This window comes from Enterococcus salsurae, from assembly GCF_054784955.1.
Genome location: NZ_BAAHWY010000002.1, coordinates 438,335 through 455,549 on the forward strand (window position 1 = coordinate 438,335; position 17,215 = coordinate 455,549).

Annotated in this window: 17 protein-coding genes; all 17 read right to left on the bottom strand. The window is 32.1% G+C overall.

Annotated features, from left to right (window positions below; translation table 11 throughout):
* The 17 genes from ACYVRS_RS06375 to ACYVRS_RS06455 all read right to left on the bottom strand — a co-directional run bounded on the left by ACYVRS_RS06375 (position 1) and on the right by ACYVRS_RS06455 (position 17,209).
* Positions 1 to 582: a VanZ family protein gene (locus tag ACYVRS_RS06375; RefSeq protein WP_461202961.1), complete on the bottom strand. Its 582-nt coding sequence runs from the start codon at positions 580 to 582 to the stop codon at positions 1 to 3.
* A gap of 52 nt (positions 583 to 634) precedes the next feature.
* Positions 635 to 1,507, bottom strand: a complete 873-nt coding sequence (gene galU, locus ACYVRS_RS06380) for a UTP--glucose-1-phosphate uridylyltransferase GalU (protein WP_461202962.1) — start codon at positions 1,505 to 1,507, stop codon at positions 635 to 637.
* A gap of 22 nt (positions 1,508 to 1,529) precedes the next feature.
* Positions 1,530 to 2,696, bottom strand: coding sequence for a nucleotide sugar dehydrogenase (locus ACYVRS_RS06385; RefSeq protein WP_461202963.1), 1,167 nt, complete (start codon positions 2,694 to 2,696; stop codon positions 1,530 to 1,532).
* Between the two features lie 22 nt (positions 2,697 to 2,718).
* The gene (locus ACYVRS_RS06390; RefSeq protein ID WP_461202964.1) at positions 2,719 to 4,236 is read right to left on the bottom strand and encodes a lipopolysaccharide biosynthesis protein; all 1,518 of its coding nucleotides are present in this window, start codon (positions 4,234 to 4,236) and stop codon (positions 2,719 to 2,721) included.
* Positions 4,229 to 5,455 carry an O-antigen ligase family protein gene (locus tag ACYVRS_RS06395; protein WP_461202965.1) on the bottom strand — a complete coding sequence of 409 codons (1,227 nt, stop codon included), beginning with the start codon at positions 5,453 to 5,455 and terminating at the stop codon, positions 4,229 to 4,231. Before ACYVRS_RS06395 ends, ACYVRS_RS06390 begins: the two co-directional genes overlap by 8 nt.
* Positions 5,448 to 6,542 (bottom strand): polysaccharide pyruvyl transferase family protein, encoded by a 1,095-nt coding sequence (locus ACYVRS_RS06400; RefSeq protein WP_461202966.1) that lies wholly within the window; start codon positions 6,540 to 6,542, stop codon positions 5,448 to 5,450. The genes ACYVRS_RS06395 and ACYVRS_RS06400 overlap by 8 nt, the downstream gene beginning before the upstream one ends.
* Before the next feature lie 8 nt (positions 6,543 to 6,550).
* A complete protein-coding gene (locus tag ACYVRS_RS06405) occupies positions 6,551 to 7,567 on the bottom strand; it encodes a glycosyltransferase family 2 protein (RefSeq protein WP_461202967.1) in 1,017 nt (338 codons plus the stop codon).
* A complete protein-coding gene (locus ACYVRS_RS06410) occupies positions 7,554 to 8,714 on the bottom strand; it encodes a glycosyltransferase (protein WP_461202968.1) in 1,161 nt (386 codons plus the stop codon). The genes ACYVRS_RS06405 and ACYVRS_RS06410 overlap by 14 nt, the downstream gene beginning before the upstream one ends.
* A complete protein-coding gene (locus ACYVRS_RS06415) occupies positions 8,707 to 9,522 on the bottom strand; it encodes a glycosyltransferase family 2 protein (protein ID WP_461202969.1) in 816 nt (271 codons plus the stop codon). Before ACYVRS_RS06415 ends, ACYVRS_RS06410 begins: the two co-directional genes overlap by 8 nt.
* A 20-nt stretch (positions 9,523 to 9,542) precedes the next feature.
* Positions 9,543 to 10,685, bottom strand: a complete 1,143-nt coding sequence (locus ACYVRS_RS06420; RefSeq protein ID WP_461202970.1) for a glycosyltransferase — start codon at positions 10,683 to 10,685, stop codon at positions 9,543 to 9,545.
* Between the two features lie 18 nt (positions 10,686 to 10,703).
* Positions 10,704 to 11,528 (bottom strand): NAD-dependent epimerase/dehydratase family protein, encoded by an 825-nt coding sequence (locus ACYVRS_RS06425; protein ID WP_461202971.1) that lies wholly within the window; start codon positions 11,526 to 11,528, stop codon positions 10,704 to 10,706.
* Entirely contained in the window at positions 11,525 to 12,079 is a 555-nt protein-coding gene (locus ACYVRS_RS06430) for a sugar transferase (RefSeq protein WP_461203129.1), read from the bottom strand. The genes ACYVRS_RS06425 and ACYVRS_RS06430 overlap by 4 nt, the downstream gene beginning before the upstream one ends.
* A gap of 71 nt (positions 12,080 to 12,150) precedes the next feature.
* The gene (locus ACYVRS_RS06435) at positions 12,151 to 13,968 is read right to left on the bottom strand and encodes a nucleoside-diphosphate sugar epimerase/dehydratase (RefSeq protein WP_461202972.1); all 1,818 of its coding nucleotides are present in this window, start codon (positions 13,966 to 13,968) and stop codon (positions 12,151 to 12,153) included.
* 12 nt (positions 13,969 to 13,980) lie between these two features.
* Positions 13,981 to 14,745 (bottom strand): tyrosine-protein phosphatase, encoded by a 765-nt coding sequence (locus tag ACYVRS_RS06440; protein ID WP_461202973.1) that lies wholly within the window; start codon positions 14,743 to 14,745, stop codon positions 13,981 to 13,983.
* Between the two features lie 19 nt (positions 14,746 to 14,764).
* Positions 14,765 to 15,469 carry a CpsD/CapB family tyrosine-protein kinase gene (locus tag ACYVRS_RS06445; protein WP_461202974.1) on the bottom strand — a complete coding sequence of 235 codons (705 nt, stop codon included), beginning with the start codon at positions 15,467 to 15,469 and terminating at the stop codon, positions 14,765 to 14,767.
* Between the two features lie 12 nt (positions 15,470 to 15,481).
* A complete protein-coding gene (locus tag ACYVRS_RS06450; RefSeq protein ID WP_461202975.1) occupies positions 15,482 to 16,261 on the bottom strand; it encodes a YveK family protein in 780 nt (259 codons plus the stop codon).
* 15 nt (positions 16,262 to 16,276) lie between these two features.
* A complete protein-coding gene (locus ACYVRS_RS06455) occupies positions 16,277 to 17,209 on the bottom strand; it encodes an LCP family glycopolymer transferase (protein ID WP_461202976.1) in 933 nt (310 codons plus the stop codon).
* Positions 17,210 to 17,215 lie beyond the last annotated feature (6 nt).

Here is a 17,215-nt window from a genome sequence, read left to right on the forward strand (position 1 = left end):
TTACATCACATGCATATATCGTTTCAACCATTTGCATGCTTCGAAACCAACAAAACACCCAAGCCAATTTAATAATATATCACTAACCGCAAAAGTTCCTATATAGAAAACAAATTGAATCGTCTCGATGCCAATAATCGTGAGTAATGAGACCACTAGAAACTCCCAAAACCTAGCCTTCACCGCATACAACCCACCCAGCGGAATAAAGAATAGCATGTTCAAGGCAGCTTCCGTGAGCACACGCCGATCCCTCACAAAGAAATCAAAAGGATCCGCAATAAAGGCACGGTAATGTGATGCCTTCGCAAATAAAACAACGAACAACAGAAACAAGTAAACACTGTAAACAAGGTATAGATAAATGACAGATATTTTCCGATAGAGCACTTGTAAATAAAATAACCAAAGACTACTTGATAAGAAACCAATCAATGTCCACTCTGTATACTTATAACGCGACATTGCTCCTGCTAATTTTGGATAATGCATCAAGGTCGGAAATGCGACCCAATGGATGATGACATAGCCAACGATAATAGATATCATTCCTGCGGCAATGATCAAAAATGTCCGACGCATCGAACTCCCCCTTTAAGAAAAAAACGATCAGTAAGAACTGATCGTTTGTCCATTATAATGTTGCTGCTAAATTTTTAATATAAGCGCGAAGCTCATCTTTGATTTCTGGATGTTTTAACCCATATTCAATGTTCGCTTCAACCATGCCTAGCTTGTCTCCAACATCATAACGTTTGCCTTTAAATTCATGGGCAAAGACACGTTGCGTTTTGTTCAATGCATCAATGGCATCGGTCAATTGAATTTCATTACCAGCTCCTGGCGTTTGATTTTCCAAGACATCAAAAATCTCAGGGCGTAATAAGTAACGACCAATGATCGCCAAGTCACTTGGTGCTTCTTCAGGAGAAGGCTTTTCAACAAAATTGCTGACATTGTACAAGCCAGCTGCTACTTCTTCATTCGGATTGATAATCCCATATTTAGACGTATCTTCATGAGGTACTTTCATCACTGCCAATGTTGATGCTGTCGTTTTTTCATAATTATTAATTAATTGTTTCGTTAACGGCGTGTCATCTACCATGATATCATCACCCAACATCACGATAAATGGTTCATCCCCAACAAAAGCTTTCGCCTGCAATACTGCATGTCCCAGCCCTAATGGTCTTTTTTGACGAATGAAATGTAAATTGATACCAGTCGTTTCTTCAACTAATGCCAACAACTCTTTCTTTCCTTTTGAAGAGAGATTCGATTCTAACTCAAAGTTCGAATCAAAATGATCCTCAATAGGTCGTTTAGCCTTGCCTGTTACAACCAAAATATCTTCAATACCAGAAGCAATTGCTTCTTCAACGATAAATTGGATCGTTGGTTTATCAACGATTGGTAACATTTCTTTGGCAATCGCCTTAGTTGCTGGTAAAAATCTTGTGCCCAAACCTGCTGCCGGAATGACAGCTTTGCGAACTTTTTTCATTTTTCATCCTCCAGAAACAATATTAATTGTCGTTAAAGATATCCCTTGTATACACTTTGTCTTCTACATCCTTTAAGATATCCTCAAAACGATTGCTTACAATGACATCAGAAATTTGTTTAAATTCATCAAAATCTTTGATCACTTTTGAGTTATAGAATTCTTCTGCGTCCAATGTTGGTTCATACACAATAACTTCAATACCTTTAGCTTTGATACGCTTCATGATTCCTTGAATCGATGAATATCTGAAGTTGTCAGAATTTGCTTTCATTGTTAATCGATAAATACCAACAATATTCGGTTTTTTTGCTAAGATTTGTTCAGCAATAAAATCCTTACGCGTTGTATTGGCATCTACAATTGCGCCGATGATATTGCTAGGAACATCCTCATAATTTGCACGAAGTTGTTTGGTATCTTTTGGAAGACAATAACCGCCATACCCAAAGGAAGGATTATTGTAATGAGAGCCTATTCGCGGATCTAAACCTACACCTTCAATAATTTGGCGACTGTTCAGTCCACGAGATTCAGCATACGTATCTAATTCATTAAAGTACGCTACACGTAATGCTAAATAGGTATTTGAAAATAATTTAATCGCTTCCGCTTCAGTAGAGTCAGTTAATAATACAGTGACATCCTCATCTAATGCATTCTCCTTGAACAAATTGGCAATCTCTTGACCTCTATCAGACACTTCACCAACAATAATTCTCGAAGGATGCAAGTTATCATATAACGCTTTGCCTTCTCGGAGAAATTCAGGTGAAAAGATAATGTTCTCATTGTTAAATTTAGCTTTAATGTCCTCCGTATATCCAACAGGAACTGTTGACTTGATAATGAATGTTGCGTCAGGTCGAATAGCTAAAGCTTTCTCAATGACATTTTCTATTGTTGTCGTGTTAAAGAAATTTTTGTGTTCATCATAATCTGTAGGTGTTGCTATTAATAAGTAATCTCCATATTTTACTGCATCCTCAAATGTCTTAGTAAAAGTTAAGTTCAAAGATTTCTTATTTAAATAATCCTTAATTTCTTTATCTTCAATAGGGGAAATATTCTCATTTAACATATTAATTTTAGAATCAACTATATCATAGGCCAAAACATTGGATTTTTGAGATAATAGAATAGCATTTGCTAGTCCCACATAGCCTAAACCAAAAATACTTAATTTCATTAGAATCCTCCTTTTTATGTATTTATTTAAAGATCAATTTAATTCTTGATAAAATTTCAGAACTCACAGTTTTATTAAATAAAATAGAAATAATAAAAGAAATAATTAAACTAACAAAAACCGAGATAAGAGAAGACAATATCCACTCAATCCAACTAGTGTAGGTTTTATTATGAATATATCCCAATAATAAACATGTGGTTATAAATGTATTTAAGAACATCAAAGTGATATTTTTTAAAGAACTATAAATTGTTGATTTAGTAATATATTTAGGGACATAAAAAAACATATCTATAACTCTATACAAATTAGACAAAATTGATCCTATAAGAATACCATTCAATCCCCATACATTGACGAATAAACTTGAAAAAATGACTAATATTAATCCTTGGGTCAGTGATCTCCACCTTGTTTCCTTATAATGACCAGCTGATATAATTAACATACCTTGGGGTGTCTTTATATTATAAATAAACGCATTTACTACAAATAGCAAAGCAAGGCTTGGTATGTTGTAGTTAAGTTCTGTAATATTTTTTGTATACAAGAAAATGAAAGGTGACAACATTAGTCCAGTTGTTGTAAATACAACAGCTAAAATTTGTAAATAAGCAAATTCAAATTGATTATAGGATTTTTTCAATAAAACTAAATCTTTACTTGCTATAACGTTCCCAAAGCTTGATGACAAACTACTAGTAAATATTGAAAAAAGACCATTAATACCAGTTATAACCATATTATAAACTGAATATATGCTGACATCTTTTAAGGTAAGAAAAAATGTAGCAATAATTGTGGGACCGGCAGTTTGAATCATTCCAAGTATTTGTTGAAATAATGCATCCCATCTGGCTTTAATAATGTTTTTGTCAGGCGAAAGATTGTAATTAATATAAGTATAATTTTTTTTAACAAAATAATACAAAATAAAACTTCTAATAAATAAAGGAATTAATGACAATAAGTATATTGCAATTATATTATATTGTCCAATTGACATAAAAACTATAATCAGTAAGTTTAGAATAGTATAAATAGAATTTGCAATAGATATAATAAAAACTTGTTGATTAGCTGTAAGCAAAGTCCTGTATTTTGCCATTAAGAAAAAATCTAAGAAACCTCTTGCTCCTAATAGAAATACTAATAGAAATACCAAACTAGGTTTTAAATCCGAAACATGTAAATTTAAATAAAAAGTATAAGCTAATACAATCACCAAAACTGTAAATAAATAGCCAGCTTGAAAATAATATTTTTTTGCAGTAGATACAACTTTATTGATCATTTCATGATCATTATTATATAGATATTGATATAAAACAAATACTGTCGCACTAGAAAGACCTGCTTCAACAACATTAAAATAAGCAATAAACTGGTTTATCGAAGAAACAAGACCATTAATTTCGGAACCATAATACATAATCATAAATTTAGGTATTATAAATCCTGCCCCAATAATTATCAATTGATTTAATATTGCATAAAAAGAATTAATAGCAAAAATCTTTGTTCTTCCTTTACTCATTTAGCTTTTCCTCCTCCGCTATTCCACAAAAGGTAATATATAATAAAAAGAATCCGTAATCAAATAATGGATTGCCAGTCATACCATATAATAGGAAGAAAACTTGTATAAATAGAGAAATTAAAATAGCATGATTTTTGCTTTTATACTTCTTTAAGCTATTTTTCAAAAAAAGGATAAATAGAGCTAAAAATAAAATGAAACCTACTATACCTGTTTCGCCTAGGAGCTGGAGATAAATATTATGTGTCTCCATATTGAAAACAGATCTTACTACCCCAAACCCTGCACCTATAATTGGAGCTTCTTTAAACAAGGTAAATGTATATTTCCAAAGTTCTAATCTCCCATTTGTTAAGTCTCCAGAATCATTTAATTGATCAAATTTCTCTAAAATAATCTGAAAATATTCAGTATTATAAAAAATAATACTGCCTGATATAATTAAAAATAAAATAAAAATGAAATATTTTCTATAGCTTTTCTGCTCTTTAAAAAAAATAAACAATATTGGAAAAAGAGAAATTATTAATGATATTAAGTGTCCTCTTTTACTTGTTGTCATTAGTGCAATCATTCCAAGTGCTATGCAAAAACATTGGAAAAATAGTTGCTTTTTATTAATTTTTATGTTCACTAAAATTTTTGTAGATATTATGATAATAAATACACAAATAAAGAAAGCATTTTGTCCAGTTTGACCTGTAATACCAGGATTTGTGCCTCTAAGAAACTGACCATTATTACTCCAATATGTTGATCCTGATAACAATATTCTATTGATATTTAAAACTAAATTAGTATCAAATATTGCTATCCATGTAAATATTACATGGATAGCAGAAAAAAACAGATTACAATTAATGAAATAATCTCCCCAGTTTTTATTGCTATCTAATAATATTTTTATCATAAAAATCAGAATATAAAAAATCAGAGAAACAAGGGAGTTAGATTGGAACCTATCGAAAAACAATTTAAAACACAAAAAAAATATTATTAAAAACATTACTATAGTAGTTTTTTTAATTATAATTTTTTTATTGTTAATTATAGAATCAAATATCAGAATCAGTAAAATACATCCTAGATAAATCATTTGGGTTAAAGATGAGAACATGTACCAAAAATATAAGAAAAAAGTAATAAGTATTATACTAAATTTATTTAAAAAATCAAATTTTTTTCTATTAGGTACCAATATATCAATTTTATTCATTTAAACAATCCTTTATAAAGTCTAGAGAAAGTGCACGCATATAATCTAAAGACTTTTTACAATTTTTAAAATCCGGATTGGACACTAAATTATTTATGGAATCTTCATCAAATTTTGTTACAAGTCTGTCACTTAGATCACACATATTTAATAAATTAATCATTCTAGATCCTCTTGTCGTATGTGGTACTGTAATAAAATTTTTCTCGAAGATAACAGAAAATGCTGTACCATGGAAAGAATTTGTTACAACATAGGTAGCATTATAAAATAATGAAAGAAAGTCTTGAGGACTAAAAATAGTACGGGGAAAGAATTTATTAGCAAACGAATCTCCTGATTTTATCAACTCAATAACTTCTAAATCTAGTTTTTCAGATATTCTAGTAATTACTTTTCTCATTTCTAAATTATCTTCTAGCGCATATACCAATAAAAATTTCTGACCTTTATATTTATTGATATCAGTAATTTCTAACCATCTGTTTGCATTTAATAACAAGGTTGGATCAAGAACTTCTTCAACTTCGACAATTGTGAATTTATTTATAATTTTTTTTAAATATCCCTCTCTGACAGAAATTTTATCAAACAACGGGATATATTTTTCAAATAAAGAGATTTCATTATCTTTTAAATCATTTTTGCCTATACTTGCAGCATAAGCTATTTTTTTTATATCATTATTATTTTCAACAAAATCAAGTAAGTAAGCTGAATCATTTTTGGTTATCTCTAAGTTCCATACTTGATCACTTCCAACAAAAAAACAGTCATAACTATCAATTTGATACTTAGTTAAAAATTTTTTGCTTAAATTTATATTTTCATTAATAAATTTATTGAAAATTTTCTTCTTCCTGAATTTCAAAGGAAAATATAATGTAAACCTAATTATACCTTTTAATCCACTTGATTTGTCAAAAAATGTTGGCGAATACTGTTTCTCTAACTGCTTCTGTCTATAATCTATAATCTCAACTTGATAATTTAAATTCAGAGACTCTATGGATTTCTGTAATGCATATGCTTGTAATATCGCACCATAATTCGTAGCATTTTGAAAAGTTAATATGCCAATTTTCAATCTAGTCCCTACTTCCTTAATATTAGTTTTATATTTTCTGGAATAAAAAATCCGAATAATCTTTTCGAGCGTTTATCTGAATAGTACCAATTTTCAAAATCAAATCTTTTATTAAAAACTTGATTTTCTAATAAATAGATTCTATTTATTTTTAAAACTTTACTATTAAATTTACATTTTCTTGCAGCATCACTTAATGTATTGTATTCTAATTTCCAAGCATAAAGATTGCAATTTAAACAAATTTTTTTTTGTTTTATTGTTAATTTATGATCTTTACTAACTAGATCATGAATAAGTTTTTTAGATTCAAAAACATCTTCCCACAATAAATTATAAGATTGTGATTTCCCTCTTGAATTTACTATACTATTGTCATGAACTAATCGCTGGTAATTTGAAGAAGTTAAGGAGATAGCGGCCCCTTCAACAAACCGTATATATTTAACATTAAAAAGTTGATCTTCACAAAAATGAAGTGTTTCGTTAAACATCAACTTATTTTTCTTTATAATATTAGAATCATATAGTTTATTTACTGGATAGCCTCCCCACCCGCCAGGTTGTAAAATTGTTCTTAATAAATGGTAATAATCAAATTTTATCGTATTTCTATCAACAATGGGATATTCCGATATTTTCTTATTCTTAAGATTAATATTATCAATTCCTGTCATTACTAAGAGTTCTTTGTTATTTTTCTTTAAATTAATCAAATCTTCAACGTAAGATTTAGGCCAAAAATCATCGCCATCAATGAACAATGTATACTGTCCTCTTATCTTGGTCAATGCGAAGTTTCTGGCACTTGATACTCCTCCATTTTCTTTGTAAAAATATTGAATTCTATTATCGTAATGTTTGAACTTCTGACAAATTTCTCCAGTATTATCGTTAGAACCATCGTCAACTATTATTATCTCTAAATGAGAATAAGTCTGGTTTAGAATTGAATTTATAGTTTTCTCAATAAATTGTTCAACATTATATACTGGAAGTATAACTGAAACTTTATTCTTTTCCATTTTTGACCTCATTTAACATATCTTGCCAACTATTTATAATACTATCTACATTAAAATTTTTAACTCTTTCCAATGAGAGCTGACTATAAATTTTCCTTAACTCTGTGTCAACAGTAAATTTATTTAATATTTCTATAAACTTTTTAGTATTTCCATTTTGAACTAAAATTCCATACTTTCCAGATTCTAAAATTTCATTCGATCCAATTTGATCAAACGAAATTATAGGTAGTCCATAGCTCATAGCTTCTGGAATAACTAAGCCAAAACCTTCCCATCTGCTGGTTATAATAAAAATAGAAGAGTTTAAATAATGACTTTTAATATCTTCAGAATTTAATTCTCCTAAATACAGTAGTTTTTTTTCTAGATTATTTGCTAATATATCTTTTTTTAGTCTAGATATTTGATTTTTATTACCGCCTCCAGCAATTGAAATAGTCCAATCAGGTCTCAAATGCTTCGCAATTTCAATTAATAAATCAATTCCTTTGTGCTCATAAGCAATCCTTCCAGAAAAAGCTATATTTTTTAGTTTTAAACTTGACAAATCAGAATTTCCTATCGTTAAAGGATTATATATTTTCATTATATTAGGACTAATAGATTGAAAAGAGTTAGAGTCTATATCAGTCAAACATACAGTTCTATCTGATTGAATTACTCCCTCTTTAAATGCATCCCAAAAATCTTTAGCATACTTATTTTTATATATATCAAAGTTATTATGTATCCATGAAATTATTCGTATATTATCATTTTTTTTTTTTATGAAAGGAATTGTTGAGATAAGATTTGGACCACTTACAATAACTACATCTATTTTAAATTCCTTTATAAAATCACATACTTTATTTAGTTCATACCTCATATAATTTGAAGGATTATAAACGGAAGAAGAATTAAATTTCTTTTCGAAATATCTTAAGGACTTCTTTGCTTTAACATAAATTTGAAAAAAATCATTATACATAGGATAAATAGAAACGAAATTATCTACATTATAAAAATTTTCTCTTCCATAAACTGAGATGAAATGCACTTCATTTGATTTAGCTAACTCTTTGCCAATCAAACTTGAGACACGTTGAAGTCCGCCCGACTTGTAATCATTATTTAAAAAAAGTATATTTAATTTTTTATTCAATTTGCCCTCTTATCTTCATACGTAATTTTTGTGGTAATACCCCATATAAAAACTTTAGGTTTATAAAAACTGTTTCTTTTAAAGTTAGATTATCATTTCTATCCAATTGTACTTTTCTAATAGCTTTAAGATAATCAAATCTTTTCTTATTTTCGTACGATTGATACTTATGAATTCTTTTAGCAACTAATTCATCTTCTAGTATTACCATAGAAAAATTCTCATTAAAAAGTCTAAGCCACAAATCATAATCTATAACTTTATCTAAACTTTCATTATAGTGAAACTTATCTTTGTTCATATTTTCCATATTTATCATAACAGATGGATGTAAAATTGGATTTGTATATTTTATTTTATTATCGACTTTTTTATATTTATAATTAAATAAATCAATTTTATCCCATTGCGGAAGTTGATTTTCAAAAATTATTAATGCTTTTGATGCAACTAAACTAATGTCGGGGTAAGCTTGTAAAAATTTTACTTGTTTTTCAATTCGATTGGGATGGCTTAGATCATCTGCATCAATATTTGCAACATATTTTCCATTGCACTGAGATATAGCATAATTTAATGATGTTGATCTACCTTTTTTTGGTGTACTAAAATATCGTACCTTACTTTGTAATTCATTACTAATGATAAAATTTTTAATCATAATTTTTGTGTCATCTGTTGAAATATCATCAACTATAATTATTTCAATATTTAAATAACTTTGAGAAATTAAACTTTCTAATGTTTTCAAAATAGTTTTCTCACCATTATAAACTGTTAATATTATTGATACAAGTGGTAAACTCAAGTAATTACCTCCAATTATTTTTACTGGTCAAAACTATTATAAATATCTAGCATTATTCTATTTACATTTGTATCTGAATATTTACTTGCAGATAATATACATTGCTCAGACATTTTTTTTCGTTCTTCTTCGCTTAATGATAAAAATTTATTAATCGCTGCTTTAACTAGATTAACATTCGTTGGATCATTTACTGTAAAACCCGTAAAGCCATCTACAGTATAATCCTTAACCCCCCCAACCCAACTCGAGATTAGTGGTACTCCACTCGCTAAACTTTCCAATCCGGCCATTCCTAGTCCTTCTCTTTTAGAAATAAAAATTGAACAATCTGCTATTTTTAGATAATCTTCTACATTGGCACAATAACCCATCAGTTTAACTTTATTGTCTAATCCTAGGTTTTTTATTTCAGAATTTAACACTTCAGAATTATTACCTTTCCCTATTATTAAATAAAGAAAATTGTTATCGATTTCAGATAAAGCTCTAATAGCGGTAATGTGATTTTTATTGCTGTTTAATTCTCCAATAGATACTATAATAGTTTTATTTTCAATATTATCTAAATTTAACTCTTCTAATGTTTTAGATTTTTTTTTATTGTTAAACCTACTTGAGTCGAATCCTATACCAGGTATTTGGATAACTTTTTTTGAACTAAAGTTTTCTGCAATCTTTGTATCATCGCTATTTATTGTTAAAAGAATATCCGTATATTTCGCAAGGTATCTTTCAATTGGATAAAACAAAAACCAACTTAATTTTGGCCCATTTTTAAAGAAATGAAACCCATGTGCAGTATATATGACTTTTGTTCTTGACTTTTTAAACGCAATTCTAGTTAATGCCCCACCAATAGGAGAATGACAGTGGACTAAATTATAGTTATTTTTAGAAATAGTTTTCAACTTAGAAATAATTTTCATATTCCGTCTCAACGACCCAAATCCACGTGGGAAATCAACTTGAATCATTTTTACATTTTTACTGGTAAGTTTAATTTTCAATTCTTTGACAATTTCTTTAGTTATTGTACCGGGATTAATAAAATTAGTAGCTACAGTTACGTCGTATCCTGAGTCAAGTAAAATCTGTATATTTTCCATATTAAATTGTTCTATCATTGAAGCTACTGAAGCTACTATTAAAGCTTTCTTCATTTTAAGTTCCTTCCATTGTCAACGACTATATACTAGATTCCCAAAGGCTTTATTCACCAGTCTTCCAATTTTTCCAGGGAAGAATCCTAAAATGTATATTACCCAATTTAATCCCGTAAAAAGTCTTAATGATTTTCCATTATTTTTAGCAATTTCTTTAACTAAATGACTGGTTCTTATATACTCTTTTTCTTGAGGAAAAAAAATTCCTTTTTTCTTGTAATCAATTAAATCTTTGATGTATTTGTTTAAGGTAATTATATTCAGCATAGATCGTTCATTTTTAATATCCGGAAAAAACCATGTAATTTGTGCAATTTTCACTAACAGTCTATAATTACCTTTTGCTCCTTCGCCATAAATCATTGGTGGTCTTAAAATGGCAATTTTAAAGTTTTCTGCTTCTAATTCATTGAGTTTTACTTCTGCTTGCCATTTACTATCACCATAAAAGTTTGATGGGTTAGGCGCTGTATCTGGTGTAATTACCCGCTTTTTTAAAACGCTTGATCCCTCACCATATATGATTATTGAACTCATATAAATAAACTGACCAGATTTACCATCAAGATCACGAATATACTTTTTTGCAACATCAAGGGTTAAATCACAATTTATCTGATAATATAATTTTTTTATCTCATTATCTACTCTTGAAACATCTGAATGCGCAATTCCAGCAACATGAAAAATTGAATCGTACACCGAAAAATTTTTCTTTTTCCATGATTCACCATGCATATCAAGAGTATCAATATGATATTCACTACCGAACTGTTCCATCCATTTTTCAAAGGAGGTCCCGATATAACTATTTGCTCCAGTTATTAAGATTCGTTTCACTCAATGTCCTCCTTTTCTATCATTCCTGTACCACCTTCAACAACTCCCGAACTTTTAAAAACTGATATCACAGTTTTTAAAAAGCATTTTACATCCATCGAGGGTGATAAATGACTCGTATAATATCCATCAAAACTAGCTTTGTGATGAATTTCCAGTTCATCTCTACCACTAATTTGAGCTAATCCAGTTAAACCTGGTCTGATAGCATTCGCTTGATATTTATCTCGTTCATCAATTAAATCATATTGATTCCACAATGCCGGACGCGGACCAATGACAGCCATCTCACCTTTTAAAATATTAAACAATTGTGGCAGCTCATCTAAACTTGTTTTTCGCAGGAATTTGCCTACTTTTGTAATAAATATATCAGGGTCTTCCAACAAATGGGTAGGCATTTCTTTTGGTGTGTCAATCTTCATCGTCCGGAATTTATAAATATTAAAATGGGTCTTGTTTTTTCCTATTCTTTTTTGCTTAAAAATAATTGGTCCTTTGCTATCTAATTTGATTGCAATGCATATAACAATCAAAACAGGTGATAACATAATGATCCCTATAAGAGACAAAACAAAGTCGATACCCCGTTTGAAAAATTTTTGATACACTCTACTCACTCCTATTTATTTGAAGCATTGGCATAAGCTACAATTTCTTTGGCTAATTGTCGGTTATCTTCAGATAAATTCTCTACGAACCGAAGGACTTCCTCAATTGAGTATCCTGTAATATTCCCCACAAATATTTTATCAAAGACGGCTTGATCGTTTCGCTCTTTGTCTAAAAGTAATTCTTCATACAATTTCTCGCCAGGTCGAATCCCTGTCTCAATAATTTCGATTTCATCTTCGCTATATCCACTTAATCGAATCATATTTTTGGCTAAATCAACGATTTTCACAGGTTCACTCATATCCAGAATGAAAATTTCCCCACCTTTAGCCAGTGCCCCTGACTGGATAACCAAGCGACTTGCTTCAGGGATCGTCATGAAGTACCGTGTCATCCTAAAATCAGTAACAGTGATAGGACCACCTTTCGCAATTTGTTCGCGGAAGACTGGAATCACACTTCCTCTAGAGCCTAGTACATTCCCAAAGCGAACGGCAGAGAATTTTGTGCAACCTTCTTCATTTAATCCCGTCACAATCATCTCTGCAATGCGTTTCGTTGCGCCCATGACATTCGGCGGATTATTTGCCTTATCCGTTGAGACCATAACAAAGTTCTTTACCTTAGCCTGTTTTGCGGCTTCAGCGACATTCTTTGAGCCATAAATATTATTTTTCACTGCTTCTCTAGGGTTATATTCCATTAAAGGTACATGTTTATGAGCTGCAGCATGATAGACAATATCTGGTTGATATTCATTCATAATCTCAATTATTCTTTCTCGGTCTTGCACATCTGCAATCAAAGGAATCAACTGCGTTTCCGTTTGTCTAAATGTATTTCTTAGTTCCCGTTCAATTAAGTAGATAGAATTCTCTCCATGCCCTAACAAAATCAATTGGCGAGGATTAAAACGAATCACTTGTCGACATATTTCTGAGCCAATAGACCCACCTGCACCTGTGACTAAAATGGCTTTATCCGTAATTTGATCTTTGATTGCTTCGATATCTAATTGGACTTCATCTCTCCCCAATAAATCAACAACATCGATTTTCTTCAATCGTGACATACTGACTTTTCCAGAAACAATTTCTTCCATAGAAGGCATAGTATTGACTTTCACATGCAACGGTTCGATTGCTTCAAAGATTTCTCGCAACTTTTTATTAGATAAAGAGGGAATTGCAATCGTGGTCATTTTTATATCGAATTTTTTGATAAGGTTTGGTAAATCTTGAATTGAACCTAATACTTTCTTGCCAGACAAATAGGTATTCTTTTTGTTAGGATCATCATCCACAAATCCAATCACATTGATTTCATTCGCTGTCTTCGAGCCTAAGAAACTGTTGTAAAGAATCCGTCCGCCTTCACCCGCTCCTATGATCAACGTATTCTTTGCAGAACCACTTTCTCCATAGTGACTATTTTTTTTCTCAATATATAATCGCCACACTAAGCGACTAGTGATGATCAAAAAAAGGGATAAAAAATAGCTAAAAGTGACCATGCGCAAACTGTAATTTTCTTCTCCAAAGAAGAACACAATAATGCTTGCCAGAGCACTCAAAGTCAATGCTAGAAATATCGCAATCATTTCACTAAGATTGGTGTATCGGTTGATTCGTGAAAAGACGCGGAAAAATGAACCAAAAAACAAATAAAAAACGATTATGAACAAAATAGATTGCCACATATATGACATAGGAACTGATACAAATGGTTTCATAAAGAAATACGCTGCAATACTCGCAATAACCAATAACAAACAATCCACAAGAATCAATGTGGCGATTTTTCTTCGTCTTGTTAACTCAAACAACCCAAAAGCCCCCTAAAATAGTCCAAACTTTTTCTTTTTTACCGAAATATATGAGGGATACACTACTGGATCCCCGTTGATCAAGTCTTTGGCGACTTGTTGCATTTTTTTCACTTTGTCTTGTCCAAAATCTTTGGCAATCTGTTCATAAGCTTCTTTCATATAAAAAGTACGTTTTTTTACGCCATGAGCATCAGAAGCCATCATCTGAACCAAGTTGTGTTCAACCATGGTTTTAGCCGTTTTTTGAATATCTTTGCCAAATGTCCCCACATAACTTGGTGCCGTAAGCTGTGCCAAACAACCTTGCTCCAAAAAAGGAATCAAATGGTTAGGGTCCTTCCTAAAATGGGCATTTCTTTCAGGATGAACGATCACCGGTATCTTACCCAATTGCTGGAGTTCAAAAAATACTTGTTCAGTATAGATTGGTACTTCCATTGTAGGAAATTCTATCAAAATATACGTGTTGTCCAAATCTGTAAATAGAATATTATCTTGTCGTATATCCTCAATCAAATCCCCTGTGATCCGAACCTCTTGCCCCTCCATTAGCGTCAAAGGAAGGTTGCGATCATCTAATTCTGATTGCAAAAAAGAGACCAGTGAAATGATTTCCGACTTAGGATTGCTATATTTTCCGTTGTTATGATGCGGTGTACACAAAATGTGGGTAATGCCTTGGTGAATGGCTTTCTCAGCCATCGCAATACTGGCATCCAAATTTTCTGCGCCATCATCAATCCCTGGTAATATATGGCAATGTAAGTCGATCATTTCACTTGTCCCCTATCCATTAATTTCCGTAATAGTAATAGTATCCTGAATCTTTGCTGTGCTCTGCACCGTTGTAGACAACTCCTAAGACACGCGCTTGTACCATGTTTAACAAGTCTTTGGCTTTGCTTAGAGACTCTTTGCGAGAAATATTTTCTCTCACCACCACAATAGTACCATCTGCTTTAGAAGCCATGATCTGAGCATCTGTCACAGCAACTACAGGCGGCATATCAAAGATGACTACATCATACAGATTTTTCGATTCCTCAATGACTTGATTCATACGAGCTGAACCTAGCAACTCAGAAGGATTAGGTGGCTTTGGTCCACTTGTTAAAACGGACAGATTTTCAATAACTGTTTTTTGAGCTACCTCAAGCACACCTGTTGATGTGCTAAGCACCGTACTTAGTCCACTTACATTATTCAAGTTGAAAGTTTTATATACTGTTGGTTTGCGCATATCTGCATCGACCAGTAACACCCGTTGACCAGACTTGGCGAAGACAACGGCCAAGTTCGCTGAGGTTGTTGATTTCCCTTCTCCTGGACCAGATGAGGTGATGACTATCGTTTTAATTTGTCGATCTGCTGAAGAAGCGAATTGGATATTGGTTCGAATCGTCCGGTATTGCTCAGAGATAGGAGACGAAGGATCAACCAATGTGATCAAGCTGACCGCATGTGTTTCTGTCCCTTTACGTTCTGTTTGTTTAGCCATAATGATTTCCTCCTATACTCTTGAACGGCTACGGCGAGATTCTGCCGTTTTATCGTTATTGGATTTTTTTAGCAAAGGTGCCGCAGGTTTCTTTTGAATCGTTGCGTTTAATTCCTTTTGTGTCATTTGCGGCACAGTTCCCAATACTGTGAAGCCAAGTGTATCAGTGACAAATTTATCATCTTTGACTGTTCGGTCTAACAATTCTAATAAGAAGGCCAAACCAACCCCTACCATGATGCCTAAAACCAATCCAATAGCCAAATTCAGTTTGTTATTCGGCGATATAGGTGAAGAACTTGCTACCGCACTTGAGACGATCGAAATTTTATCGACATTCATGACATCTTTAGCATTTTCTTGGAATACAAGTGACGTCGTATTGGCAATTTGTTGCGCAGTGACAGCATTTGTACTTGTCGCTTGAATGGAGAACATTTGCGAGTTTTGTGATTGATTAACTGCAATAGCATCGCCAATTTCCCCGGCAGTCATCTTCACATTGTTTTCAGTCTCTAAACGATCTTTGACTTCATTCAATACTAAGTCACTGACAATCATATCTTTATAGGTGTTGATCATTTGCAAATTTGTATTGACGTCATTCGCATTGGTTGTTTCAGTCTGAGGCAGTGTCACGATCAATTGCGCTTGTGAACTATACTTTGGTGTAATCACAAAAAATGTGGCAATTCCTGCTAATGCTAGTCCAGCAAACATTGAAATCAAAATTGTCGTGATATGTTTGCGTAGAATCTCGAAAATCTCTTTTAAACTAATCGTTTCTTCCATTTTTTCTCCACTTTCCTATTCGTTATCTAAGTTCAATTGCTCTTTCAACTCTTTTTGTACACGAGCAAGTTCATCATCACTGACACGTTGATAAGAGATGCCGTCTTGCATGAAGCCTTCACCTTGCAATTGGTCTTGTTTGACGGTACCAAAGGCATCTCGATAGTTGAGGGCAATCGTACGCATATCATCAAAACTCATATCGGTTTTCATATTGCTTTCTACGGCGGTTAAGATGCTCTGGTACTGACTGACACCATCAAAGCTTAGTACTTTTTTGGCAATTCCTTCAACAATCTTACGCTGACGTTCTTGTCGGCCATAATCACCATTCGGATCTTCATGACGCATTCTTGAATAAGACAATGCTTGATCTCCATCTAGAGCTATTTTTCCAATTGTAAAGTCATAGTCATCTTGTGAAAATGTCAAATCGTTGTTTACTTCAATCCCACCTACAGCATCAACTAGTTCCTTCAAACCAGCCATATTGATGGAGATATAGTGGTCAACCGGAATATCCAAGTATTTTTCAACGGTATTCATAGACATTGCAGCACCACCGAAAGCATAGGCATGGTTGATTTTGTCTTGGGTGCCATAGCCAACGATATCCACGTATGTGTCTCTGGCGATACTAACGATCGTTGTTTGCTTGTCTTCTGGACTAACTGTGGCAACCATTATTGTATCAGAACGTCCTTGATCGACTCTGCCCAAATCTCCAGTGTCGATCCCCATTAGAAGGACAGAAAACGATTCTTCTTGAGATAAATCAACTTTTGTTTCTCGTTTGGTTTCATCCTGATCCCGCTCTACCGACTCATAGGTCTTCTGGATCGAACTTGAAAGATCCATATACAATTTCGCGCCGACACCGACGATCCCGATCACGATGACTGCCACAATTCCGAAAATAATCAAAAAAATCTTTTTTCCTTTTGACATGTTTTT